The organism is Nostoc sp. (assembly GCF_036916975.1).
Classification (GTDB): Bacteria; Cyanobacteriota; Cyanobacteriia; order Cyanobacteriales; family Nostocaceae; genus Nostoc.
Genome location: NZ_JBALFF010000117.1, coordinates 22,375 through 46,204 on the forward strand (window position 1 = coordinate 22,375; position 23,830 = coordinate 46,204).

Consider the following 23,830-nt stretch of genomic DNA (forward strand, 5'->3'; position numbering starts at 1 on the left):
TTGCTGAAGAAAATAGTATGAAAATTGCTGACTTAATTACTTGGTTTGAAGCATGGGCAAATCCCGCTTGGTGTGAAAGCTGGGATAATTGCGGCTGGCAGATTGAACCAGGAGTGTTGCAGGAAAAAGCACGGGTTTTGGTATGTTTGACACCGACTTTGGCAGTAATGCAGGAAGCGATCGCAGAAAATGCTAACCTGATATTTGCCCATCATCCGTTGATTTTTACTCCTCCCAAATCTTTACGCACTGGGGAAGCGATCGCAGAAATGGTACGGTTATCCTTTACCCACAATATTGGTATTTACACTGCTCACACCAATTTTGACCAAGTGCAAGATGGTACTGCTGACGTTTTAGCTCAAATTTTAGAACTAAAAGAAGTTACTCCCATAGTACCGACACAAGCAGGATTAGGATATGGTCGTGTTGGTTTGCTAGAGCCATTTCTAACATTACAAGAATTACTCGCAGCCATTCAAACCCGACTTGCTTCCCCTAATTTGATTTTTTCCCCAACTACTGATTTACAGCAAACAATTTCACGAGTTGCTGTTTTGGGTGGTTCTGGCGCTAGTTACATTTGGGCTGTCGCCAAAAGTGGTGCTCAAGCTTATCTGACTTCTGACTGTAAGTTTCATCAGTTTCAAGAAAGCCGCGATCTCAATCTCATTTTAATCGATGCCGGACATTACGCTACCGAACGTCCGGCTTGCGATCGCTTAGTGCAAAAATTCCAGTCCTTAAACCTAGACTGGGTGCAATTAAGTCAAAAGGATGAAGATTTCCGCCAGTTTTTTGCTTGATTGCTTATTTTTCACTATATTTTTGGGATACTTTTTAAAAGTTTTTCTATCTTTTAATATTGTGGAATTATCCGCCATCTCAGTACTAATATTAATTTTTTTGTAACTATATTCTACGTATATAAATAGATAGATGCACCCAAATCTTATATTGTGAACAATTGATGTGATCTAAATCACCAATTAAATGTAATTATAATCACATGATATTCATGTTCCATATCAATTATTATCAGAGGGAAATGTTCCACACTTGACGTAACAATTTGTTTACTCTGTCCTAACCAAGATGATTCGCACACTCGTTGAATCTGCTTTTCAAACTGGATATCTTAGTGTTGAATCTGAGGGATTACTCCATCAAGTGCTAGTAACTAAATGCTGGAAGGAAGAGGATTTGTCGGATCTGGCAACCCTATACGATGCAGTTCGGGCAGGTAAAATTAAACGAGAAGCATCCTCCTCGAACGTGCTTATGGAATTTCCGCTACCATATAAATCTTGCTGATACTCCAAAATAAGCAAAGGGTGACTTTCTGGTGTTTCCCCTTAGCCCCCCATTTCCTTAGCCCCTGAAGCTTCTCCCCCTATTCCGTTACCTTTTCCTTAGCCATCATCAGGCAAAAACCTGCAAAAATCAAAACTATTTAGGTGTTATTGTTGAAAACCATCAAGGTCAGCAAGAGAATGAGTTAAGATCATATACACATGGGTAAAAGTAAAACCAAGTCCCCGGACTTCCCAGCAATGCCAATGATTATAAGTAGGCAAGTTAAACAACCGCAATCAACGATTGGTTTGGAGTATTCTTTATTACATAATAGTAACAAGGACTCACCAGCAAATATCAACCTGGTTACGACAGGTTCCGAATTGTTTGACTTCGACGAAGCAGACATTCCGTAGAATGAGCCGGAAAGAGATTGAGTTCATTAGCTAAAACAAGCATTGATTTATGATCCACAATTTCTCAATATTTGACAACTACAAGCAAGTCTTGGGATTGGGTGATGAAGCTTGCTTGTTCTCAACAATGAAATTAACCTCTTAAAGGTGTAATGTAATTGGGTAGAACCCAGATTTTGACAGGTTTAACTACGTTGTTTAAAAAGGCAGAAACAGTACATGCTACACCGCAAGATTTATCAACTCTGTTGCGATGGGCGCGAGGTATGTGTTTTCTTGCGGGACCAGCAACGCTGGATTGAACGCGCCCGCATCATCGACATAGAGGGAGATTTAGTGACTCTACGCTATGAAACAGAAGAAGAGGACGAAGTTTGTTCTTGGGAAGAAATGGTTCGCCTCGAGAGCATTGGTGCTGTAACGCAAAAACTGGCTTCAGTACCACGCGGTAATGTGGAACCTTTGATGACTGAAGACTGTCCCGAAGCCGAACGCATCCACAACCGTTACACTGACTCGAATCCAGAAAATTAGTCATTAGTCATTAGTCATTAGTCATTAGTCATTAGTCATTAGTCATTAGTCATTAGTCATTAATAAAAAATGGCAAAAGGCAGCGGATTGATGACTATTGACTATCATTCAAACCTTCAAAAGCAGGGCAGTAACCTTCTAGAGTTACTTTAAAGTTATACAATGGGGAAGCTGGATTCCAGCATCGCTGCCCCCTTTGGTGTCGGCAAGTACCGCAACAGTCTACATCTGTCCATGTATAGCGATCGCTACTTTGGTTGAGCAATTCTCGTTGAGACAATCCCTTCAATACTAGTTCTTCGCCTTGCCAACGAGCTTCGATTAAACCAGTATCAGCAAATTGCCGCCAACGCGGATCGGTAGTAATTACATCGGCTAGGGTGATTGTGATTACTGTTCCCAACTCTGTCAGTTCGCCTTCATAATTAGTTTCTGGTGCTGCTGGTTGTAAAAATGTATCGCCGATAGGCAATTCTACTAAGGTTTCAGCCGCCGGGGAATGGACATGGTAGCGGTTTTGCAACTCCTCTAAGCTAGTCAAGTCTGCCAAGTAAGCAGGAGAACCGTGAATAAAAATGACGTGCTGGGGTCGCAAATTATGAATTAGCTGCGTAGTACCAGGCCCATCACTATGTTGAGCCAACAGATAAGTTTCAACAGTGGTGGGTGCTAAATATTCTTTATTAACTTTTATATCAATTTTTTCTGGTAACAAGATCAGCCAAGGGCCAGTGTCTACTTGGCAGTGCTTACCCAAATCATCTGTAGAGTCGGTGAGGACTATACAAGGTGACTTCCCCACAATGGGACGATGTTCTGCTTGTAAACGACGCACACGGGGACGCACCCGTTCATCCCAAAATAAAGGTTGATGGCGGGCGAAGTTCTGTACAGATGGGGGAAGGTGGGGTAACAGTTCTAAGTAGGCATCACACCCAGTAGCCACAGCACCATCTACCCAGATATCTAAATCTCGTCCGGTGAAGTGGTGATGAGAGCGTAAGAGCATTAATAATTCTTGACCCAATCCTAAAGCAGGGGTGGGAAGAATTACAGAACAATTGTCAGCGATCGCGCGATTAATTCTTTCTGCTAGTTGATTTTCTTGGTTGCGGCGGTGAGGATGACGGGATGTGCCATAACTGCCTTCAATAATTAGCACATCCAAGTCTAATCCTCGCAGTTCCTCTAAACGCAAACCTTCTACCAGCCGGGAGTTTGATAAGAAAAAATCTCCTGTATACAGTAGCTTATAAGTACGTTGCTTAGTAGTGTAGGTAAGGAGAATTGCCACAGCCCCCGGTAGATGCCCGGAGGGAAATAATTCTGCCACCAAACCATCTTGGAATTCTACAGGCGATCGCAACGGCAAGGCATGACAAAATTCAGAAATTTTCTCAGGATCTTGGTCTAGCCAATTCAACGGCAGTAACTTGCTGGTTACTTCGCTACCATAAATAGGTAACTTTGGAAAAGCTTTATGCAGTGCCAGTAAGCCTCTGGCGTGATCTGGGTGAGCGTGACTAATTAAAACCAAATCTGCTGGTGAGGGCGAATCAATTCCCCGTACCGACTTACTAAGCCCCTTCGTCAGCGATGAAATATCTTCCAAACCACAATCCAACAGGATGCGGTGTGGCCCCATCTTCACCAATAAACACACACCCTCATCGTAATGCTGCACACTATAGGGCAAACATTCTAATTCACTACCCCCATCCGCAGCATCTACGCGAGAGGATGCCGATAGATTATCCCTCATGCTCTCCTCCCCTCAAACCTCATCATCATGGACATATCCCAAAAGCCAAAAATTAATTACATAAATTTTGGTTTTGTGACTTAGGGGTAAGTTTTATCGTGCGCCCCTACACCCTGAGAATACAGATTTTTGATTGGGGAGGACGCCTCCACCGAACCCGCACTGGTTCAGAAAGGTGGACTAACCAGAAGCCATCAAATTACTAGCTTAAGGATGCCTCTTGTTTATTTTCCCTTTGCAAGTTCTAAACGCTCTTAACCAACTCACCCTACAGTAAGTCGCCCAAGCGTCTACAGATTTATCTCAATGTGCAGAGCCATTGCCGTGATAGTTATCGGAATCATAAAATCCATTTTTCGTGCCAAAAAATAAGCACGAAAGCGTAAATATAACTGTCAATCCAGCTAGAATCAGCTTTACATCCATTTTTTTGCTGCCCTTTACTTAAAGACTTTCCTATATTAATTTAGTGCTTCCGCAATCAAACGTAATCACTAGAAAATCTTTACTATGCTTACATGGATTGGGCAATAGGTAAATTTACCGCAATCAGTCAGATTGTAGAACCTTTCGGTTCACCTGTCCATTGATCTAGATTTAACCTTGAAAGGGCTGGTCTTACTTAATATTAAAAACAGGAGCAATTATTTCCCAACCCCTAAATAAAAATACCTGTGTTGTATGACTATCGAACGAATTCCCCAAAAACACTATCCCAAAGCTGAAATTGGGCGACGAGGTATGGCATTGGGGCTTGATTTCCTTGGTGTCTGGTTAGTCAGTTCCCTACTGGGAGGGGGCGATATCGGGATTCAATTTGTGCAAATCCTAGTTTTTGTAATCCTTTGGCTGATTTTGCGGGTGGTGGTGGTATACAACAATCAAGGGCAAAGTTTAGGGCGTTGGGCGTTCGATTTAAAGGTATTGGAAGTTGAAGATGGGGAAGTAGTCGGCAGAATTCCAGATTTGCTCTCATTAGTGAAGCGAGAGGCGATCGTTGGCTTGAGCGCCCTTTTAGTGTCAATTGCCCTGAGCAATATTAGAGCCAATCCCACTGTTATACTGCTAGTAATTCCCTTAGCTATTGATTGTGGGACTGCCTTCTCTGATACCCAGATGCGGCAGGCTTTACACGATCGCTATTGTGGAACTTTCATCGTTTCGTCGCGTCGTGGCTACTCGCTCGATATAAAAGTTAAAAGATTAGTTGATAATATGCGGCGGAATGTGAGAAGATAGTCATTTGTGTTAATTCTCTTCAGGCTTCACTGTTTGTAAGATTATGGCTAAGAGTAAAGGTGCCCGCATTATTATCACACTAGAGTGTACTGATTGCCGGACAAATTCAAACAAGCGTTCTGCTGGTGTTTCACGTTATACCAGCACCAAGAATCGCCGCAACACCACTAACCGGCTAGAACTGAAAAAGTTCTGCACCCACTGCAACAAACATACCGTTCACAAGGAAATTAAGTAGAGATGAGTTATTTCCGTCGTCGCCTTTCTCCGATCAAGCCAGGAGAACCAATCGATTATAAAGATGTTGATTTACTGCGTAAGTTTGTCACCGAGCGAGGTAAAATATTGCCACGTCGGATTACTGGGCTGACATCTCAGCAACAGCGAGAGTTGACATTAGCAATTAAACGATCGCGGATTGTGGCTTTGTTGCCATTTATCAATGCGGAAGGCTAAAAATAGTGATGAGTTATGAGTTATGAGTTATCAATTAACTCCTCACTCTTAACTAATTTAAAGTGATGAGTTATGAGTTATGAGTTATCAATTAACTCCTCACTCCTAACTATTTTAAAGTGATGAGTTAGAAGTTATGAGTTATGAGTTATCAATTAACTCCTCACTCCTCACTCCTAACTAATTTAAAGTGATGAGTTAGAAGTTATGAGTTATGAGTTATGAGTTATCAATTAACTCCTCACTCCTCACTCCTCACTCCTAACTAATTTAAACTGTTCACCAAATTAAAGTGCGAGAGTTGTGGAGAAGGGGACGCTAGTTGAATTTAGGGTTCAAGGCGATCGCCGTCTGGGCATCGTAGAACGTCCAGACGGTAAAACCCGCTGGTTTGTGGTAGACGAACGTGGTCAATCCCACAGCCTCGCGCCTAGACAAATAACTTATACAGTTACCGGGCAGACGTACAAGCCCCCAGAGATTGCCAGCTTTCTGGAGCAGGTCAAGCCTTATTTAGATCCATCTAGCTTAGAAGTGGCTTGGGAACTATTGGTTGAAGATGGGGAAACAGTCACCCCAGACCAAATGGCAAATTTGCTATTTTCTGAATCAACTGCCCCTCCTTGTTACGCCGCCCATTGCTTGTTATCAGACGACAAACTTTATTTCAAGCAAAAAGGAGACGCTTACGAGCCGCGAACTGCTACTCAGGTGGCAGAACGTCAGCATCAGGTGGAAATAGAAGCACTAAAAGCTAAGGGACAGCAGGAATTTTTAACTCGTGTAGAGCAGGCGCTCAAAGGTGAAGCAGTAGAGTGGGGTCGCCACGATCGCCAGCGCTTAGAAGGACTCGAAAAATACGCAGCGCTGATTGCTGACACCGTGCGGACAGGGGTAAATTATGACTCCTTGGCTCGCGCTTATCCGCCAAGCGCTCCAGTATTAGAAACTATGACCATGCTGGGACGACCCACAACACCCCAGGGAGCCTTTCAACTGTTGGTGGATTTGGGTTGCTGGAGTCCTTATGAAAACTTGTTCCTGCGTCGTTCTTCAATTCCGATCCAATTTCCTAATAAGGTATTAGAAGTGGCGCAACAGCGTTTGGATTTCCCGCCAATTGACTCAGATACAAACCGCCTTGATCTGACTCACCTGAAGGTCTACACCATTGATGATGAAACTACCACAGAGATCGACGATGGTCTGAGTTGGGAAGTACTACCCGATGGACAAGAACGCCTGTGGGTGCATATCGCCGATCCGACTCGATGGTTAGTACCGGAAGATGAATTAGATTTGGAAGCCAGAAAGCGGGGTAGTACAGTCTATTTACCTACCGGGATGATTCCCATGTTCCCAGAGGTATTGGCGACTGGGCCGATGAGTCTGATCCAGGGACGGGTTTGTTGCGCCCTCAGTTTCGGAATTATTTTAGGTACAAGTGGGGTAGTAGAAGATTACAGCATTCATACCAGCTTGATTAAGCCGACTTATCGCCTCACCTACGAAGATGTAGATGAAATGCTGCAATTACGGGTACAGGCAGAACCGGAAATTGCCGCGATCGCTACTTGGGCGCAGAAGCGCAGAGCTTGGCGTTACGCTCAGGGGGCAATTAGCATCACCATGCCGGAAGCGATGATCAAAGTCAAAGATGACGAGATCAATATTGACATTTTGGACGATTCCCCGTCACGGCAAGTAGTGGCAGAAATGATGATTGTTGCCGGTGAAGTTGCGGCTCGTTATGGTAAAGCTCATAGCATACCTTTGCCCTTTCGCGGTCAGCCGCAACCGGAATTACCCCCAGAAGAGGAATTGCTGCTACTTCCCGCCGGATTCGTTCGCGCTTGCGCTATGCGTCGTTGTATGCCTAAGAGCGAAATGAGCATTACGCCTCTGCGCCATGCTGGTCTGGGTTTGGATACCTACACCCAAGCAACCTCTCCCATCCGTCGTTACAGTGACTTGCTTACCCACTTCCAACTTAAAGCCCATTTGCGGGGTGAAGTTTTACCATTTACCGCAGATCAACTTAAAGAAGTAATGATGACTGTCACCAGCATTACCCAAGAGGTGACGATGGTAGAACGGCAAACTAATAGATATTATGCTCTAGAGTATTTACGCCGTCATCCAGAGGAAACTTGGGAGGTAACAGTGTTAATGTGGCTGCGAGAAGACAGCAACTTGGCTCTAATTTTGTTAGAAGATTTGGGCTTGCAATTACCAATGGTTTTCAAACGTTCTGTGAATTTGGGCGAACAGATATTGGTGAAAGTTAGCCACGCCGATCCGCAAAAAGATATGATCCAGTTTCAAGAAATAGTTTATCAAGAAGCCCAAACAGCAGCGAATTAACTAATTTGTAATCAGGCTCGAATACTCGCTCATAGCGTTGCTGTGGCGTTCGCAAAGCGTCTTTAGGAGTTGGCTTTAGGCTGCGCTAAGTAAGTGGGCGCGAATAATCATCACTGGCTCGTAGTTGCGCTTTAGCGCTAAAGCGCGACTACGAGCCAAATATAGAGATTTTATTTTTCGTTACATAGTTTGGTTTTATCTTGCCTACCTACTTAACGTAATTCGTAATTATCAATTAAGAATTATTTTAACCTTACTCCAATTACTTTCTGACTTTTCAGGGTATCTGGAAAACCTCTGTTCTTCATCTCTCTCCTTTTAAAACTACCGTGGATACATCAAGTCATCGAATTACCCAAAACAAAAGAAAAACCTCACCCTGTCCTATCGGACATCCCTCTCCTTAGTAAACCTCACCCTGTCCTATCGGACATCCCTCTCCTTACTAAGGAGAGGGACAGATTTTGCTTGTGCAAAATCAGGGTGAGGTTTTTTGTGGGCATTTGATGATCTGAATTGTCAGCAATCTCTCTCGGTTAAAATATAGGGTAAATAGAATGAGGTAATAGTTGTGAATATATCTTTGACCCCAGAACTGGAGCAGTTGGTTAAGGATAAGGTTAATAGTGGGAAATATCACTCAGTTAGTGAGGTGATGGGTGAAGCATTGAGATTGCTAGAAGAACGCGATGCCTGCGGCGGGCTATGCCAACGCATTCGAGAGCAGCGTCTAGCAGAATTGAAAGCTAAAATCCAAGAAGGAATAGAAGCCTCAGAGCGTGGTGAAGTAGTCGATGGCGAAGAGGTGTTTGCAGAAATTGAAGAAGATATCCGACGTGCTGAAGCTCAAATGCAAGAAGCAGAGGCCGCTAAATCGCGTTTTAAAGCTTCATATCGTTTTGCCTCTTCAGGATGTCTCCTCAGATAGTCGCAAAATAGCTTGTGCTTCTCCCAAAATTCGCTGTCAACCTCGACTATGTGAACATGATGAGTACGTTGCTTTCCGTATGGTGGCATTCCTTTCACAAAAAACATCCGTCCTGGATCTGGGTTTTCACGCCAATAAACGTATCCCAACGATTCCAATGCTGGAATCGTAGATTTCGCATTTACTAAGGAACGGACTCCTACCATGATGTCAATAACTAGTTTTGCTGCCATTCCTGGTACTGCCGTACTCCCAATATGTTCAATTTCCACAATCAAGTCATTGCCTAGTAGTTGCCAAATCCGCTCGGCTTCTTCTGCAAACAAAATCTGCCAACGTGGGTCATATTCGACTATATTTACTTCATCCATCGGTGAAATTAATTTTGTCTATAACAGTGGTAGTTAGTTAAATCCTTTATTTAATTACCATTCAAGCAATTTTATTAGTATAATAATGGATCGTGTCGAATTAAAGCTAGACCATGCCTAAACTAAAGACTCGTAAAGCAGCAGCGAAGCGATTCCGTGCCACCGGTACCGGCAAAATCGTCCGTCGTAAAGCGTTCAAAAGCCACCTTTTAGAACATAAAAGTTCTAACAAAAAGCGTAGCCTGCGTCAGAGTGCGCTTGTACATGAACGCGATGAACTTAACGTGCGCTTGATGCTCCCATATTTGTAAGTTTTTAAGGAAATAAGTTATGACTCGGGTAAAACGCGGTAATGTAGCTCGGAAGCGCCGCAATAAAATTCTCAAACTAGCTAAAGGTTTTCGCGGTTCTCACTCAACTCTGTTTAGAACTGCCAACCAACAAGTGATGAAGGCGCTACGGAGTGCCTACCGCGATCGCAAAAAGAAAAAGCGCGATTTTCGTCGCCTCTGGATCACCCGCATCAACGCTGCTTCAAGGCAACACGGCTTGAGTTACAGCCAGTTGATAGGGAACTTGAAAAAAGCTGATATCCAACTAAATCGCAAGATGTTGGCACAATTAGCAGTCCTCGATCCAGCTAGCTTCGGTAAAGTTGCTGAATTGGCAAATCAAGCTAAAGGATAAAGGTGGCAAGGGATGTATAACAGATGTAACAGATGGCAAGTAATTACTCGGTTACATCTGGTATTATCCGCCACTATTTTTTGGATATCTTGCTTTTCCATAGTGGGGACAGGATTAACTGCATCTGCTGCCGAAATTCCAGAAATTCAGCAGCGAGGCTATCTAACTGTTGCCGTTAAAGATAACTTGCGTCCGTTGGGATTTAGAGATGCTAACGGCAATTTGCAAGGCTTAGAAATTGACTTAGCACAGCGATTGGCACTTGACTTGGTTGGGAAAGCGGAGGCTGTCAAATTGAAACCTGTAGCGAATCGCGATCGCTTATCTGTAGTCTTAGACAAGAAAGTTGATTTTGCGATCGCTAGGGTAACAGCAACCGAATCTCGCAGCCGGATAGTTAGTTTCAGTGTTCCCTACTATTTGGATAGCACTGTATTAGTTACAAAAGATCCCTCTGTACAGAAATTGAGTGATTTTGCAAAACAAAAAATTGCTGTACTCAATAACTCCAGTACCATCGCTAAAGTACGGTACTATGTGTCAAACGCTGAGTTGATAGGAGTGAATTCATATCAAGAAGCGCGAGATAAAATAGAAAATAATGCCGCCTTTGCCTTTGCCGCAGATGCTAGCGTTCTGAGTGGTTGGGTGCAAGAATATACCCAATATCGGCTACTGCCAATTAAGTTATCAACAGAACCCTTGTCTGTAGTTATGCCCAAGGGATTGCAGTACGATAAGTTGAGACGAAATGTTAATCAAGCGATCGCTCGTTATTTAGCAGAAGGTTGGCTCCAGCAACGTGTTCAATATTGGGGTTTACCGTAAGTAAGTTAGGAGTTAGGAGTTTGGAGTTAGGAGTTAGGAGTTAGGAGTTAGGAGTTTGGGGTTAGGGGTTAGGGGTTTACCGTAAGTTGGTTAGGAGTTAGGAGTTAGGAGTTAGGAGTTAGGAGTTTGGAGTTTGGAGTTTGGAGTTTGGAGTTAAGATAATTATCCTTATCTCCATCATGGCCAATAAGCTGATAATAGATTATAAGAAGTAACTTTTAATATTTGTGTTTGCAGCAATGGATAACAGTCTAGCCGTTGTTTATCTCTCAGTTTTGGTGGTTATACTCACAGTTGCAGGCGTGAGTGTTTTTCGCCAGATTTTCAAAACTCGCAAGATTGAAGGCTCCTTTGGAAGATTGCGGAAGAAGTTAGAGAAAGAAAAGGGTACGACTCAAGAATATTATGAGTTAGGCAGTATTTATTCAGACAAAAAAATGTATTCCCAAGCAATACTGCTGTTTCAAAAAGCTATCAAAGCTGCCCAAGAAGAGGGAGAAGAAAATATTGCCCCTATTTACAACGGGCTGGGTTATATTTATTTTATCCAAGAGCAATATGACCTAGCAATTCGTCAGTATAAAGAAGCCCTAAAAGCTAAACCAGACTACGTAACAGGGTTGAATAATCTCGGTCACGCTTATGAGAAAAAAAAGTTAACTACTCAGGCGTTACAAAGTTACGAAGAAGCACTAAAATTGGCTCCAAATAACCCTATTGCTAAACGCCGTGCTGAATCTTTACGTCGGTTAGTTTCTGCTTAATTGCTAACGGATCATAATTGATCAGTTATGAACAGAGGATTATAGCCTTGATTTTCCGTAGGGGCAATTCATGAATTGCCCCTACATTTCTTAATTGATGCGTAAGTCCTAAATATGAAAATATATGAATATTTACTTTTAAACCTTACACATCAAAGTGATAACGGATAGCTCCAGTATTTGGATCATTGTTGACCTCAGCATACCCTATCTTCGTTGCTTCAAAAAGCAATTCTTTCAGATGCTCTGATTCTAGCTCAGTATACATAGCCGCTTGAGCGATGGAAAGTTGTCCATTATGTTCCTTTGCAGCTTTGAGCAGCTTCTGCATTGGACTAGCTGTAGATATTGCTGGCTGTATCGCTTGTAACTGTTGAAGTTGGGGAATCTCACCAATGTTCAACGTAATTGATTGATTGACACTGGGGGTTCCATTACCATGTAACCCACGCAGATAAATATTTCGCTTGTCAACCATACCAGGAATGAGAGCCAAATCGATTAGTTGACCAATCCCAAAAAAACCAATTGTGAAAAAATATAACAAACCAGTACCAATCTGTCCGGTGTAGAATCTTTGCCCACCACAGATACCAAAGAAGCACAAACACCAAAGAATGTATGCGACGCCTGAATTTGCTTGCTGCATGACAGTGTACTCCAATTTCCCATGAATACCTGTATACAGTATTCCCAGGTTTGAATGTAAAGCTAACAATTGATTAGACTGATGGATTTTATAAGGGACTTCCAAGAAATAAATTATCCAAATAAACGAACCACAGAGACACAGAGAGAGTTTTTGCGTCAGTTTTGGAACATTTTTTTATTTGGAAGTCCCTAATTGGGATAGTGTTAGCAAATTAATTTCTTAATCTATCGGTTTCTGAGCTATTGCTTAGAAATAAATAACTATACGTTTGTTTTAAAGAATGTAAAGGGATGATTAAGCGGCTACGTTTTTTTTGGATAGCTATTACTATCACTGTCGTTATTTCTATCTCATTGGGACTCATGGAAAAATTGACGGCTCAACAGCCTTCGATTTCCCATCCTCTGACTTCGCTAACAGAGGCAGAAATTAGCACAGCCGTTTCAGTGATCAAAAGAGAAAAAACTTTGAGCGAAATGGCAGCTTTTCCACTTATTGCTTTACAAGAACCAGATAAACAAGAAGTTCTGAAATTTATGCCTGGTAAATCTTTTGGGCGAAAAGCTTTTTTGGTAATCTATGAGCGATCGCAAAATAAAACCTTTGAGGGTATAGTCGATCTAACAAGCAAAACCTTAAGTTCTTGGAAAGAAATACCCTCTGTTCAACCTGCGATCGTCAATCCAGAATATGAACTCGCAACTCAGGTAGTTAAAGCCGATCCCGGATGGCAAAAAGCAATGCGAACGCGAGGAATTACCGATTTTAAGCAAATCGAAATAAGCTGTTGGGCACCAGGAATCTTAAGTAAACAGGAAGAAGCAACAGGTAATCGTCTGTGTCGAGCCTTATCTTACTATAAGGGCGATCGCTGGAATTATTACGGTAGTCCCATTGAAGGAGTCTTAGCAACAGTCAATTTAAACACGGGTAAAATCGCCAGTTTTGTTGACAGAGGAAAAGTACCTTTCTCTAAAGAAAACTGGAACTATGATGTAAAGTCTTTGGGTAAATTACTTTCACCACTAAAAGCATTAAAGATTGTCCAACCTAATGGTACAAGTTTCCAGGTCAAAGACAATGAAATTAGCTGGCAAGGTTGGAAGTTTCGCTATTTAATGCATCCTCGTAATGGATTAATGCTGTACCAAGTGACACACGACGACGGGGAAAATATTCGACCAGTTTTATACCGCGCTAGCCTATCAGAGATGGTAGTTCCTTATGGCGATCCAGATCCCACTTGGTCGTTTAGGAATGCATTTGATGTTGGAGAATATAACTTTGGTTTGCTAGCAAATACGATGGAGTTAGGTAAAGAAATTCCTGAAAACGGTCTTTTGCTGGATGCTGTATTTGCTAATGAGCAGGGAGAACCTTATAAGATACCAGGAGTTATCGGTATCTATGAACGCGATCGCGGAATGCTTTGGAAACACTATGAGTATAATACTGGGCGTAATGATGTCCGTCGCAATCGAGAATTAGTGATGACGATGACTGCGGCCGTTGACAACTATGATTACAGCATTAATTGGATATTTCACCAAGATGGGACTTTGCAAGTCCAAAATGAATTAACGGGTATTGTACTGGCGCAGGGAACGGCTGCCCAAAAGCAATCTGAGGATGATTCCTATGGGCAGTTAATTGCTAAGAATATCTTTGGAGTAAATCACCAGCACTTTTTCAACTATCGCCTAGATTTCGATGTCGATGGCCAAGCTAATTCTGTCATGGAAATGAACTTAAAAGCTTTACCGATGGATGAGAAAAATCCTTTAGGAAATGCGATCGCAATTACACAAACCCCACTCACAAAAGAAACGGCTGCTGTGCGCGATTTGGATATGAAAAGCAGTCGGGAATGGATGATTGTTAGTGCAGATAAGAAAAATACGCTAGGGGCTGCACCTGGATATATGCTAATGCCTGGTGGTAACTCCATATTTTTCCCAGTGGAAGGCTCTAACATCCGTCAAAAGGCAGAATTTGCGACTCACCACGTCTGGGTAACAAAATATAAACCTGCTGAACTCTATGCTGGCGGTGATTATCCCAACCAGACTCAACCAGGACAGGGTTTACCAAAATATATTGCAGACGATGAATCCTTGACGGGTGAAGATATCGTGCTGTGGTACACAATGGGCGTAACTCATATTCCGCGATCGGAAGATTGGCCTGTGATGCCTGTTCACCAAGTTGGCTTTAAGCTAGTACCTAGAGGATTCTTTAGCCGTAATCCAGCAATTAATTTACCAGAGTAAAACATTCGTTTTCTCAAGTTTCCTTAGTTCAGTCTTTTCGCAATCTGTAAACCTGTAACTTGAATGCTGATAAGCTTATCGTAGGTCAAATACTGCCAGTTTTCATTCATAGGATACCTCATGAATTTTCCAGAAATTAATATTCCCGGTGAAGGCACACTGCACGCTCGTTTAATTACTTCCTTGGGTGAAATTATAGTTCTTTTGGAGGAAGACAAAACCCCCAACACTGTCAAAAATTTTGTAGGTTTAGCAACCGGGACAATCGACTGGAAAGACCCTAAGACAGGTCAATCTCAAAAGGGGACTCCTGCCTACGATGGAATTCGCTTTCACCGAGTCATCCCTGATTTTATGATTCAGTGTGGCGATCCCCTGGCTCGTTATCCAGATATGGCCAACCGATGGGGTACTGGTGGGCCAGGATATCAATTTGAAGATGAGTTTCATCCTGAATTGAAACACTCTAGTGCGGGTATCCTCTCAATGGCAAATGCAGGACGTGGTACTAATGGTTCGCAATGGTTCATTACAGAAGGACCAACGCCTCATCTTGACCGCAAACACAGTGTTTTTGGTAAAGTTGTCGAAGGTATGGATATAGTCAACCGCATCGCCAATGTGCCTACGACTAGAGATCGTCCGAATCAAGACGTAGTGTTAGAAAAAGTAGAAATTTTTCGCCAGTAACTAACACCTCACTAGGTTAATTTCTACTCCCTCAAATGAACAAATTGCGCTAGTTTTATTCCCCTTTTTTGTTTGTTTAAGGAGGGTTAGAGGGGATATTGATACAAGGTGATTTTTTACAAACATCCTCTCAGAGGATGTTTGTAATTTTGGAGAAGTTGTACATAAATTTTCTAAATTTAGTGGTGATAGTTAATACACCGCCCCAAATTGAACAGCACTTACGCAAAATGCCTCTCAAACTCTTATTCCTCAGTGTTCTCTGTGCCTCTGTGGTTCGATTTTCCGTTACCTATGCGTAAGTCCTATTGAAAACAAATTTGCCGAAAAATTAAGATTTATTTTAAAAAAACAACAGTAATATTGTTAAATTCAGAAGCTAGATTCCAATCAGGAACAAGGTTTGAGCGATACCTACGCCTACACACCCAGCTAAAACCCTTACAAGTCTTCACTTCATTAGGGATACAACTTTTGAGACAATCAGAAACGATTTAATAATAATCAAGCACTTATAGTCCACTTTTATCGGACTCCGTGTTATTTCTGTTGAAAAGGGAGAACACAAACATGAAATTAGCTTACTGGATGTATGCAGGCCCAGCCCACATCGGCACTCTGCGAATCGCTAGCTCTTTTAAAAATGTCCATGCGATCATGCACGCCCCCATTGGCGATGACTACTTTAACGTCATGCGCTCCATGCTATCGCGGGAGAGGGATTTCACTCCGGTGACAACCAGTGTCGTTGACCGCAACGTTTTGGCGCGTGGTTCCCAAGAGAAGGTGGTTGATAACATCGTCCGCAAGGATGCCGAGGAACACCCAGATTTGATTGTGTTAACTCCCACCTGCACCTCCAGCATTTTGCAAGAAGACCTGCACAACTTTGTCGAACGGGCGCAACTCGAAGCAAAAGGAGACGTAATGCTGGCGGATGTGAACCACTACCGCTACAACGAACTGCAAGCAGCCGATCGCACTTTGGATCAAATTGTCCAATACTACATTGAAAAAGCCCGGAAGCGGGGCGAATTGGCACAGGGCAAAACTGCAAAACCCTCAGTTAACATCATCGGTACTACCACCCTTGGTTTCCACAATAATCACGACTGCACCGAACTGAAACGGCTGATGGCTGACTTGGGAATTGAGGTAAATACCTTAATTCCCGAAGGTGCTTCGGTGAACGACTTGAAAAAGATGTCCCAAGCGTGGTTTAACTTGGTGCCTTACCGTGAACTCGGTTTAACGACCGCTCGTTACCTAGAAGAACAATTCGGCACACCCTATATAGACATTACTCCAATGGGTGTAGTGGAAACTGCCCGTTGTATTCGCAAGATTCAGCAGGTAATTAACGCTCAAGGTGCAGAAGTTGACTACGAAAACTTCATCAATGAGCAAACCCTTTATGTATCTCAGGCTGCTTGGTTCTCCCGTTCGATTGACTGTCAAAACTTGACTGGCAAAAAAGCTGTGGTCTTTGGTGACAATACCCACGCCGCCGCCATTACCAAGATTTTGGCGCGAGAAATGGGGATTCATGTTGTTTGGGCTGGAACTTACTGTAAATATGATGCAGACTGGTTCCGCGAACAGGTTAGCGAGTATTGCGATGAAGTGCTAATTTCTGAAGATCATGGTGAAATTGGGGATGCGATCGCTCGTGTCGAACCCTCTGCCATTTTCGGCACCCAAATGGAACGCCACGTTGGTAAGCGTTTGGATATTCCCTGCGGTGTAATTGCAGCACCAATCCACGTCCAAAACTTCCCCATTGGTTACAAACCATTTATGGGTTACGAAGGTACAAATCAGATTACAGATTTAATCTACAATTCCTTCACTTTGGGAATGGAAGATCACCTATTAGAAATCTTCGGTGGTCATGATACTAAAGAAGTTATTACTAGAGGAATTTCTGCTGATTCTGATTTGAATTGGACAAAAGATGGTCAAGCAGAATTGAATAAGATTCCTGGATTTGTACGCGGGAAGGTGAAGCGTAATACTGAAAAATTTGCCCGCGATCGCGGTTTCAAAGAAATCAATGCTGAGGTATTGTACGCTGCCAAGGAAGCAGTCGGGGCTTAGTTTAGCGATTAATCAAGAAGATTTAGGGGTGAGGAGTTATGTATACTCTTTACCCCCATTTTTTTGCTTTAGTGATAAAAAAAAATGTAAATTATGAGATATTATAGGTTTATATTAATTTTTATATATTTCTCTCAATAACTCTTTAAAATAACTAAATTAAATATGAACGATGACAAAACGGCATTGTTTGCGGCACTGTGTCAGGCTGGTATTAAGCACAGTCCAGAAAAAATTGTGCGGATTGCCAAGCAAGCTGATGGCAAAATCGTATTTTTAGAAGAGGGCAAAGCTGGTAGAAGAGGTAGCGGATTATCACACATCTTAAAAGAACATCGAGATGATTTTGCCAGACGTGGAATTTCTGAAAATGAAATTGCGGATGCTGTTATAGCGGCTGTGACAACAGGAAAATTCCTTGGTTATCAAGGAATAATAGAACCTCGTCGGGAAATCTATGAAGTGATTTTTAATAACAAACACAATACATAGCAGTGACAGTAAGCGATAATGGTTATATAGTTGGAGCTAATCCCGCCTCCATACCATAATTTCACCTGAATAGCTATGGCAGTAAAGATAAAACTAATGGCTGATTATGGGTGCGACCCTTTATGGTGGGCAGATGCTGATAAGGTTGGTAATATCGATCCAGCAAAACTGCCTCTCAGTCAAAAAACCATTAGCCATTTGAGAAAATGGGCGGCTGATTACAATGCAACATTAAATTGGCAAGATCCTGCTAACTCACCAGATTTGAGTGCAGAGGCCCAAGCGGCTTTTGAAGAAGAAGGAATTAGTCTGTGGAAGCAAGTGCAAACAGAACTTGCGCCTAATTATCAAGTTGTTTATTTCAGTGAGCTATTAAGCAAGGTTTTAACTCATCCTATTGAATTAGAAGTTTTACGTCCTATTCAGCAATGATTTCACGTAATAGAATATAAATCTAGTGCAGCATCAATAAATTTAATTGCGATCGCGGTTTCAAAGAAATCAATACTGAGGTATTGTACGCCGCGAAGGAAGCTGTCGGGGCTTAGTTCAGAGCTAGGCTAAGAAGAGTAGGTCGTGAGGGGTAAGGTCTACTTTCACTACTTTTCACTACTTGCTCTTTGTGCTATAGACACTTGTGTACGCTAGTGTTACATTAAAGACGTGCGTTTGGACGCATTGTATCTCCTTCAGAAGTCAGAACTGCAAACAGAGTCTAGTCAAACTAGGTACTGTTCTATCCAAGCTACTGAATAGGAGATTACAATGAAAATAAGTGTACCGGCCTGTTTTATACCTGTGTTTGTGTGTACTTTAATGAACTACTACAATCCAGGGACTTCTGGCATTCCTTTACTACCCTGCCCAGGAAATATAGTTATTGAGTGGCAGGAAAAAGAAAAAAAAGGAAATCTAAAAAAGAAGTGAAACATTCTCAAAAAAGTGTACTATGGATAAAAATAAAAGCTCGCACTAAATTAACCTAAACAAACTAAATTAACCTAAATAAACTAAATTAACCTAAACAAACTAAATTAACCTAAATAAACTAAATTAACCTAAACAAAAAAGCGAAAGAAACTCAAAAATTTAAACCCTAGTATACTTAAGCCCCCTTACTAAAGTGAGGAGGGCTTAATTTTGATCACGCCTCCAACCAGTCAAGCTATTATGTACTGTAAAGCCTACAGCATTAAGAAATCTCCCACCATGTCCAACCAGACAAACTTGACTGATGCTCGTAACAACCTAGCCGAACTCTGCGCTCAAGTAGTTGCAGATAGAGAAGTGGTAATTATTACCCGACAAGAAGGCGAAAACGTCGCCCTAATTGCTGTTGATGAACTAGATAGTTTACTAGAAACATCTTATTTACTTCGTTCATCTAAAAATGCAGTCCGTTTGTTAACTGCTTTGGAAAGAGCAAAAGCTAGAACTTTAAAACCTCAAAATATTAACGAACTACGTCAGGAGTTGGGAATTGACGAAGAAGAAGAATGAAACCCAACCCCCAAGAAAATAAAGTTCGAGATGCTGTATTTCATCCAGAATTTCGGGAAGACCTCGCCTATTGGGTAGAGACAAACCGCAAAACTGCGCTTCGCGCTTTTAACTTGGTTGAAGCGATTATGCGAGATCCTTTTACAGGTATTGGAAAACCTGAACCATTGAAATACTTAGATTCAGATGCTTGGTCGCGGCGACTTACTCAAGAACACCGGATTGTTTATCGAGTAAGTGATGACCGAATTGATTTTCTTCAAGCTCGATATCACTATTGAAATAGCACATAGCTAAAAGCCAGTATGCGTCTACGATTCTTGACAAAGCTTGTCTTGCAAGATATTACCCTATAGCGATCGCTCCTGTAACCCCTCAAGCGATCGCATTCCTTAACAGGAAAATTTACTGATAAATAAAAATTAATAGCTAACAAATATCACAATACAAAATTATTACTTCGGGGATCTAATAGGCAGAATAACCTACTAAAGCCTTAACCGATGTGTCTCCCGCGATAAAGTAAAAAAAGCGTCATAAAACCCTCGCAATCTCTCTTAGATAAAAAAAGCAGATGCATGTTAATGTTTTAGTCTCATTGACTTTCCCTTCGTGCCTTTCCCTATGCATCTGCACTATTTAGACCCCCAACACCTTGAAGAATTAGTCAAGAGTAGTGGTATAGACTTACACCTAGTGCAACTCAATTTTAGGTCACTTCAAGGCATAACTGCTTATGAGTATCTATTGATTTCTAAGCTACTCCCTCGCACTAATACCGGAATGGTGAAAGCTGTATTGTTGCAGCGTTATGCTCATATTACTGAAGGTGGCTGGTGGTGTTCCGGGCTAGACCCTTTAAATAATTGGCAAATGATGGAATGGGGATGCTTTAAGCCAAACCAACCCCGACAGAATCACAATGGTAAGTCCATCAAATACGAGCATCCCCCCAGCACACCAACGCGGATGTTTTGTTTGCGCGTAACGCTGCAACTGTGGCAGCAAGTCGCTGCACGTTACAATCTGGTCATGCCTGACAATATCACCATTACTGCTGATGGTGAAGCTGAAGGCTTTTGGCAATGGGTGATGCAACATAACATTCCCCTGATTCTCTGCGAAGGTGTTAAGAAAGCAGCAACACTTTTGACGCAAGGATATGCAGCTATTGCTATTCCCGGAATTACTAGTGGTTATCGGGTTGTTAAAGATGAATTTGGCCAAGTTACCCGTCGTCAGCTAGTTCCTGACTTAGCAGCATTTGCAATGACAAAGCGTAGCTTTTATATTTGCTTTGATTTTGAAACGCAGCCTAAAACAATTGCTGCTGTAAATAATGCTATTTCTCAACTTGGTTGTTTATTCCAGCAAGAAAAATGCACTGTCAAAATTATCGAACTTCCAGGAATAGAAAAAGGAGTTGATGAGTTTATCGTTGCAAAAGGTGCAAGTAGTTTTGAAACCGTTTATCGCCAAAGTGTTGATTTAGAAATTTATCTTGCTCAAACCAAACCCCACACTGAGTTAACTATTCCTGCTGCTCTCACCTTCAATCGCCCTTATATAAGTGAAATACCTTTCCCCACTTCTGGATTAGTAGGAGTCAAATCAGCAAAAGGAACAGGTAAAACTACAGCACTGCAAGCCGTTGTTCAGCAAGCCAAAATTAGAAATCAACCCGTTTTATTAATTACTCACAGAATTCTACTAGGAAGATTTTTGTGTAAAAAAATTGGTATTCAATGGGGAACACATAAAGAAGATGCGGATAAAAGGATTGATAAAACACTTACCCCCGCTCCTCCGATTCTCCGCTCACTCTCTCCTCAGCAGTCCCTTGGATTGTGCGTTGATTCTATGTGGAAACTTAACCCGGAAAATTGGCAAGGAGCAATAGTAATTCTGGATGAAGTAGAGCAGTCTTTGTGGCATCTATTAAATAGTAATACTTGTAAACATAAGCGTGTAAAAATATTAAAATTATTCCAGCAACTAATTTCCACAGTTTTAACAACTGGGGGGTTAGTAATTGCCCAAGATGCTGATTTATCGGATGTGTCACTTGAATATTTACAAGGATTGGCAGGAATTAAATTAACACCTTGGGTAGTTCTCAATCAGTGGAAACCTCAGCATGGTTGGGACGTAACTTTTTATGATTCGCCGAACCCAACACCGCTAATTCACCAACTTGAATTGGATTTAATTGCTGGACGTAAATGTTATGTTACTACCGATAGTCGCGCTGGGCGTTACAGCTGCGAAACAATTGAACGTTATCTGAAAGAACGCTTACAAAAATTACGACGGCAATTTCCTAAAACTTTGGTAGTTAGTAGCCACACTACAAACACACCTGGTCACGAAGCGGTTGATTTTATCGCAGCAATCAATCAAAAAATCTCTGAATATGACGGCGTTTTTGTTACCCCTAGTCTTGGTACAGGAATTAGTATTGATGTCCAACATTTCGACCGAGTTTATGGCATTTTTCAAGGGGTAATTCCTGACTCGGAAGCAAGACAAGCATTAGCAAGAGTGCGCGATGATGTACCGCGTGTTGTCTGGTGCGCTAAACGAGGTATTGGCTTAATTGGTAGTGGTAGTACAAATTATCGCTTGCTATCTGATTGGTATCAAGAAAATCAAAAAGAAAACTTAGCTTTGCTGAGTCCACTACATAAAATAGATGTGGATTTACCTTTAGTTCATGACCCAATTCATTTGCGAACTTGGGCTAAATTATCTGCACGGGTAAATGCTTCTATTCGCCTCTATCGTCAATCGATGCAAGATGGTTTGATTGCTGATGGACATCAAATTCAGATGCGGAGTAATGCTGTTCACAATAATATTATTCGGGATTTACGCCTTGCCTTTTTAGCAACTGACGCTGATGATTTAGCTACCCGCAAAAGATTAATTTTAGAAATTGTCAAAGTTCAAAAAGATTGGGCGCAAAGCCGCCAAAAAGCTAAAGATATTAAACGCAAAATTAAAGAGATTAAGCAGCAAAATCAACTATCACTAGCAACTGCTGTGGCTAATGCTAAAGATATTGATTATGTAGAATATGAGCAGCTATTAGTGAAGCATTCCTTGACTGATGGAGAACGCAACCAAATCAATAAACATGTTCTTAGGCAAAGGTATGGTGTAGAAGTTACTCCTTGGCTAAAATTGCAGGATGACCACGGATATTATCGTCAATTGTTAATTCACTATTATCTAACTCACGAAAGCGAGTATTTTCACGTCAGAGATCAGCAAGAATGGCATCAGCAATTGTCTTGGGGTGAAGGGAAAGTTTTTCTTCCAGATTTAAAAACTTACACACTCAAAGTTGAGGCGATGAGAGCTTTGGGAATGCTTCAGTTTCTCGAAGCAAAACGAGAACTTATCGAGAGTAATCCAGATTTGATACTGCTAAAAAATATTGTTTTTCAGCATAGTAAGCATATTAAAAGAGCGCTTGGTATTAACTTAATTGGGGAGAAAGAGCAGGTTTCGGCAATAAAAATACTCAGCCGACTGTTAAATTTGTTGGGCTTGAAACTAAAGCGGATAAATGAGGTTTATCAAATCGACCTAGAAACGCTTTATGATGGCAGGGAGAGAATATTTACAGTTTGGCATCAACGGGATGAGTTGATGTTGGCTCATCTTAAGAGTGCTGACTATGAATTGCCTGATTATTCTTCAAACTGGAAGTTTGAAATTATCCAACCCAAGGCTTATGCCGCAGTAGCTAATACCCTTGACAGCTAATATCAAGCAAACGGCATGTTTAAAGACAGCCAAGCATTAGTAATACAATTAAGTAAGTGGGCGCAAATAATCATCACTGGCTCGTAGTTGCGCTTTAGCGCTAAAGCGCAACTACGAGCCAAATACAGAGATTTTACCTTTAGTTACATAGTTTGGTTTGATGTTGCCTACCTACTTATCCCAATTTCTACTTTGCCTTCAGCCGCGCCTGCTTCACCATCGCAATTAAAGTTTGATGGGCATCTTCCGCATCTGCTAAAACATGATCAAACTGGATGCGAACTGGCACAACTTCCGCATTCACTTGCGCTGTCAAATCCATCCCTTGTGCATCAATTGACAGCATTTGTGCTGCACTAGCAGATGTTACACCACCAAAAGCCTTAGCATAAACAACTATGGCATCAGCATGATCATCATTCATGTGCTTGCAGATGCGCGAACTAATATCAGCAGAAAAATCCTTAGACATTGTTGAGATACAAAGTAAGCAATATAGCAACAGCTTAAATTTTAAGCTAAGAACGCGAATGAAATTTGCTGATTTTCTTTCTTAGCACTCAAGATTCTGCATTTTATCCCATTGCGTAATAAATTAATTTTATTTATACGGGAATAATTAAATTAAAATAAAACTTATTCAGTATTTTTACCTTCTATTACGGAAACCAGACAGCTTAAACTGTAGCAGAAGTATTAGCCAAACTATTGAA

26 protein-coding genes are annotated in these 23,830 nt (G+C 41.7%); 22 read left to right on the plus strand and 4 right to left on the minus strand.

Features of this window, described 5'->3' with window-relative positions:
* The first annotated feature begins 17 nt into the window (after positions 1–17).
* The 4 genes from V7K73_RS26855 (at position 18) to V7K73_RS26870 (ending at position 2,246) form a co-directional block, all read left to right on the plus strand.
* Positions 18–806, plus strand: a complete 789-nt coding sequence (locus V7K73_RS26855) for a Nif3-like dinuclear metal center hexameric protein (protein WP_334884683.1) — start codon at positions 18–20, stop codon at positions 804–806.
* A gap of 289 nt (positions 807–1,095) precedes the next feature.
* Entirely contained in the window at positions 1,096–1,314 is a 219-nt protein-coding gene (locus V7K73_RS26860) for a hypothetical protein (RefSeq protein ID WP_334884685.1), read from the plus strand.
* Positions 1,315–1,553: 239 nt separating this feature from the next.
* Entirely contained in the window at positions 1,554–1,712 is a 159-nt protein-coding gene (locus V7K73_RS26865; protein WP_334884687.1) for a hypothetical protein, read from the plus strand.
* Positions 1,713–1,931: 219 nt separating this feature from the next.
* Positions 1,932–2,246, plus strand: coding sequence for a DUF6679 family protein (locus V7K73_RS26870; RefSeq protein ID WP_334884689.1), 315 nt, complete (start codon positions 1,932–1,934; stop codon positions 2,244–2,246).
* A 94-nt stretch (positions 2,247–2,340) separates the two neighbouring features.
* On the opposite strand, the gene V7K73_RS26875 is transcribed toward V7K73_RS26870, so the two are convergent.
* Complete coding sequence (locus V7K73_RS26875; protein ID WP_334884691.1) at positions 2,341–4,008, minus strand: MBL fold metallo-hydrolase; 1,668 nt, start codon at positions 4,006–4,008, stop codon at positions 2,341–2,343.
* A gap of 681 nt (positions 4,009–4,689) precedes the next feature.
* Here V7K73_RS26875 and V7K73_RS26880 point away from each other — a divergent pair.
* From V7K73_RS26880 to V7K73_RS26900, 5 genes are all read left to right on the plus strand, one after another.
* Complete coding sequence (locus V7K73_RS26880) at positions 4,690–5,247, plus strand: RDD family protein (RefSeq protein WP_334884693.1); 558 nt, start codon at positions 4,690–4,692, stop codon at positions 5,245–5,247.
* 43 nt (positions 5,248–5,290) lie between these two features.
* The gene (gene rpmG / locus V7K73_RS26885) at positions 5,291–5,485 is read left to right on the plus strand and encodes a 50S ribosomal protein L33 (protein ID WP_334884695.1); all 195 of its coding nucleotides are present in this window, start codon (positions 5,291–5,293) and stop codon (positions 5,483–5,485) included.
* Positions 5,486–5,487: 2 nt separating this feature from the next.
* Entirely contained in the window at positions 5,488–5,703 is a 216-nt protein-coding gene (gene rpsR / locus V7K73_RS26890; RefSeq protein WP_012411240.1) for a 30S ribosomal protein S18, read from the plus strand.
* Between the two features lie 303 nt (positions 5,704–6,006).
* The gene (locus V7K73_RS26895; RefSeq protein WP_334884697.1) at positions 6,007–8,067 is read left to right on the plus strand and encodes a ribonuclease catalytic domain-containing protein; all 2,061 of its coding nucleotides are present in this window, start codon (positions 6,007–6,009) and stop codon (positions 8,065–8,067) included.
* A gap of 571 nt (positions 8,068–8,638) precedes the next feature.
* Positions 8,639–8,995, plus strand: a complete 357-nt coding sequence (locus V7K73_RS26900) for a type II toxin-antitoxin system ParD family antitoxin (protein ID WP_334884699.1) — start codon at positions 8,639–8,641, stop codon at positions 8,993–8,995.
* On the opposite strand, the gene V7K73_RS26905 is transcribed toward V7K73_RS26900, so the two are convergent.
* Positions 8,914–9,366 (minus strand): GrpB family protein, encoded by a 453-nt coding sequence (locus V7K73_RS26905; RefSeq protein ID WP_334884701.1) that lies wholly within the window; start codon positions 9,364–9,366, stop codon positions 8,914–8,916. The genes V7K73_RS26900 and V7K73_RS26905 overlap by 82 nt on opposite strands.
* Positions 9,367–9,479: 113 nt before the next feature.
* Here V7K73_RS26905 and rpmI point away from each other — a divergent pair, with 113 nt between their 5' ends.
* The 4 genes from rpmI (at position 9,480) to V7K73_RS26925 (ending at position 11,645) form a co-directional block, all read left to right on the plus strand.
* On the plus strand, positions 9,480–9,677 hold the full coding sequence (gene rpmI / locus V7K73_RS26910; RefSeq protein ID WP_118167921.1) for a 50S ribosomal protein L35: 198 nt from the start codon (positions 9,480–9,482) through the stop codon (positions 9,675–9,677).
* 19 nt (positions 9,678–9,696) lie between these two features.
* The gene (gene rplT / locus V7K73_RS26915) at positions 9,697–10,053 is read left to right on the plus strand and encodes a 50S ribosomal protein L20 (protein WP_069069781.1); all 357 of its coding nucleotides are present in this window, start codon (positions 9,697–9,699) and stop codon (positions 10,051–10,053) included.
* 12 nt (positions 10,054–10,065) lie between these two features.
* Entirely contained in the window at positions 10,066–10,881 is an 816-nt protein-coding gene (locus V7K73_RS26920) for a transporter substrate-binding domain-containing protein (RefSeq protein WP_334884703.1), read from the plus strand.
* A gap of 239 nt (positions 10,882–11,120) precedes the next feature.
* Positions 11,121–11,645, plus strand: coding sequence for a tetratricopeptide repeat protein (locus V7K73_RS26925; RefSeq protein ID WP_334884705.1), 525 nt, complete (start codon positions 11,121–11,123; stop codon positions 11,643–11,645).
* A gap of 145 nt (positions 11,646–11,790) precedes the next feature.
* Here V7K73_RS26925 and V7K73_RS26930 read toward each other — a convergent pair whose 3' ends face one another.
* Positions 11,791–12,294: an NINE protein gene (locus V7K73_RS26930; protein WP_334884707.1), complete on the minus strand. Its 504-nt coding sequence runs from the start codon at positions 12,292–12,294 to the stop codon at positions 11,791–11,793.
* Positions 12,295–12,587: 293 nt separating this feature from the next.
* On the opposite strand from V7K73_RS26930, the gene V7K73_RS26935 reads away from it, so the two are divergent.
* The 9 genes from V7K73_RS26935 to V7K73_RS26975 all read left to right on the plus strand — a co-directional run bounded on the left by V7K73_RS26935 (position 12,588) and on the right by V7K73_RS26975 (position 23,117).
* Positions 12,588–14,567, plus strand: coding sequence for a primary-amine oxidase (locus V7K73_RS26935; protein WP_334884709.1), 1,980 nt, complete (start codon positions 12,588–12,590; stop codon positions 14,565–14,567).
* Between the two features lie 120 nt (positions 14,568–14,687).
* Positions 14,688–15,257, plus strand: a complete 570-nt coding sequence (locus V7K73_RS26940; protein ID WP_334884711.1) for a peptidylprolyl isomerase — start codon at positions 14,688–14,690, stop codon at positions 15,255–15,257.
* A 570-nt stretch (positions 15,258–15,827) separates the two neighbouring features.
* Positions 15,828–17,354 (plus strand): ferredoxin:protochlorophyllide reductase (ATP-dependent) subunit B, encoded by a 1,527-nt coding sequence (bchB, locus tag V7K73_RS26945; RefSeq protein WP_334884713.1) that lies wholly within the window; start codon positions 15,828–15,830, stop codon positions 17,352–17,354.
* Between the two features lie 165 nt (positions 17,355–17,519).
* Positions 17,520–17,846 (plus strand): hypothetical protein, encoded by a 327-nt coding sequence (locus V7K73_RS26950; RefSeq protein ID WP_334884715.1) that lies wholly within the window; start codon positions 17,520–17,522, stop codon positions 17,844–17,846.
* A 75-nt stretch (positions 17,847–17,921) separates the two neighbouring features.
* Positions 17,922–18,278 (plus strand): hypothetical protein, encoded by a 357-nt coding sequence (locus tag V7K73_RS26955; protein WP_334884716.1) that lies wholly within the window; start codon positions 17,922–17,924, stop codon positions 18,276–18,278.
* A 333-nt stretch (positions 18,279–18,611) separates the two neighbouring features.
* Positions 18,612–18,773 (plus strand): hypothetical protein, encoded by a 162-nt coding sequence (locus V7K73_RS26960; RefSeq protein WP_157816505.1) that lies wholly within the window; start codon positions 18,612–18,614, stop codon positions 18,771–18,773.
* Between the two features lie 282 nt (positions 18,774–19,055).
* Positions 19,056–19,346 (plus strand): type II toxin-antitoxin system Phd/YefM family antitoxin, encoded by a 291-nt coding sequence (locus V7K73_RS26965; protein WP_334884718.1) that lies wholly within the window; start codon positions 19,056–19,058, stop codon positions 19,344–19,346.
* Positions 19,343–19,627, plus strand: coding sequence for a Txe/YoeB family addiction module toxin (locus tag V7K73_RS26970; RefSeq protein WP_334884720.1), 285 nt, complete (start codon positions 19,343–19,345; stop codon positions 19,625–19,627). Before V7K73_RS26965 ends, V7K73_RS26970 begins: the two co-directional genes overlap by 4 nt.
* A gap of 343 nt (positions 19,628–19,970) precedes the next feature.
* Complete coding sequence (locus V7K73_RS26975) at positions 19,971–23,117, plus strand: plasmid replication protein, CyRepA1 family (RefSeq protein ID WP_334884721.1); 3,147 nt, start codon at positions 19,971–19,973, stop codon at positions 23,115–23,117.
* Between the two features lie 187 nt (positions 23,118–23,304).
* Here the strand turns inward: V7K73_RS26975 and V7K73_RS26980 are convergent, their stop codons facing one another.
* Positions 23,305–23,589 carry a DUF2470 domain-containing protein gene (locus V7K73_RS26980; protein WP_334884723.1) on the minus strand — a complete coding sequence of 95 codons (285 nt, stop codon included), beginning with the start codon at positions 23,587–23,589 and terminating at the stop codon, positions 23,305–23,307.
* Positions 23,590–23,830: the final 241 nt, after the last annotated feature.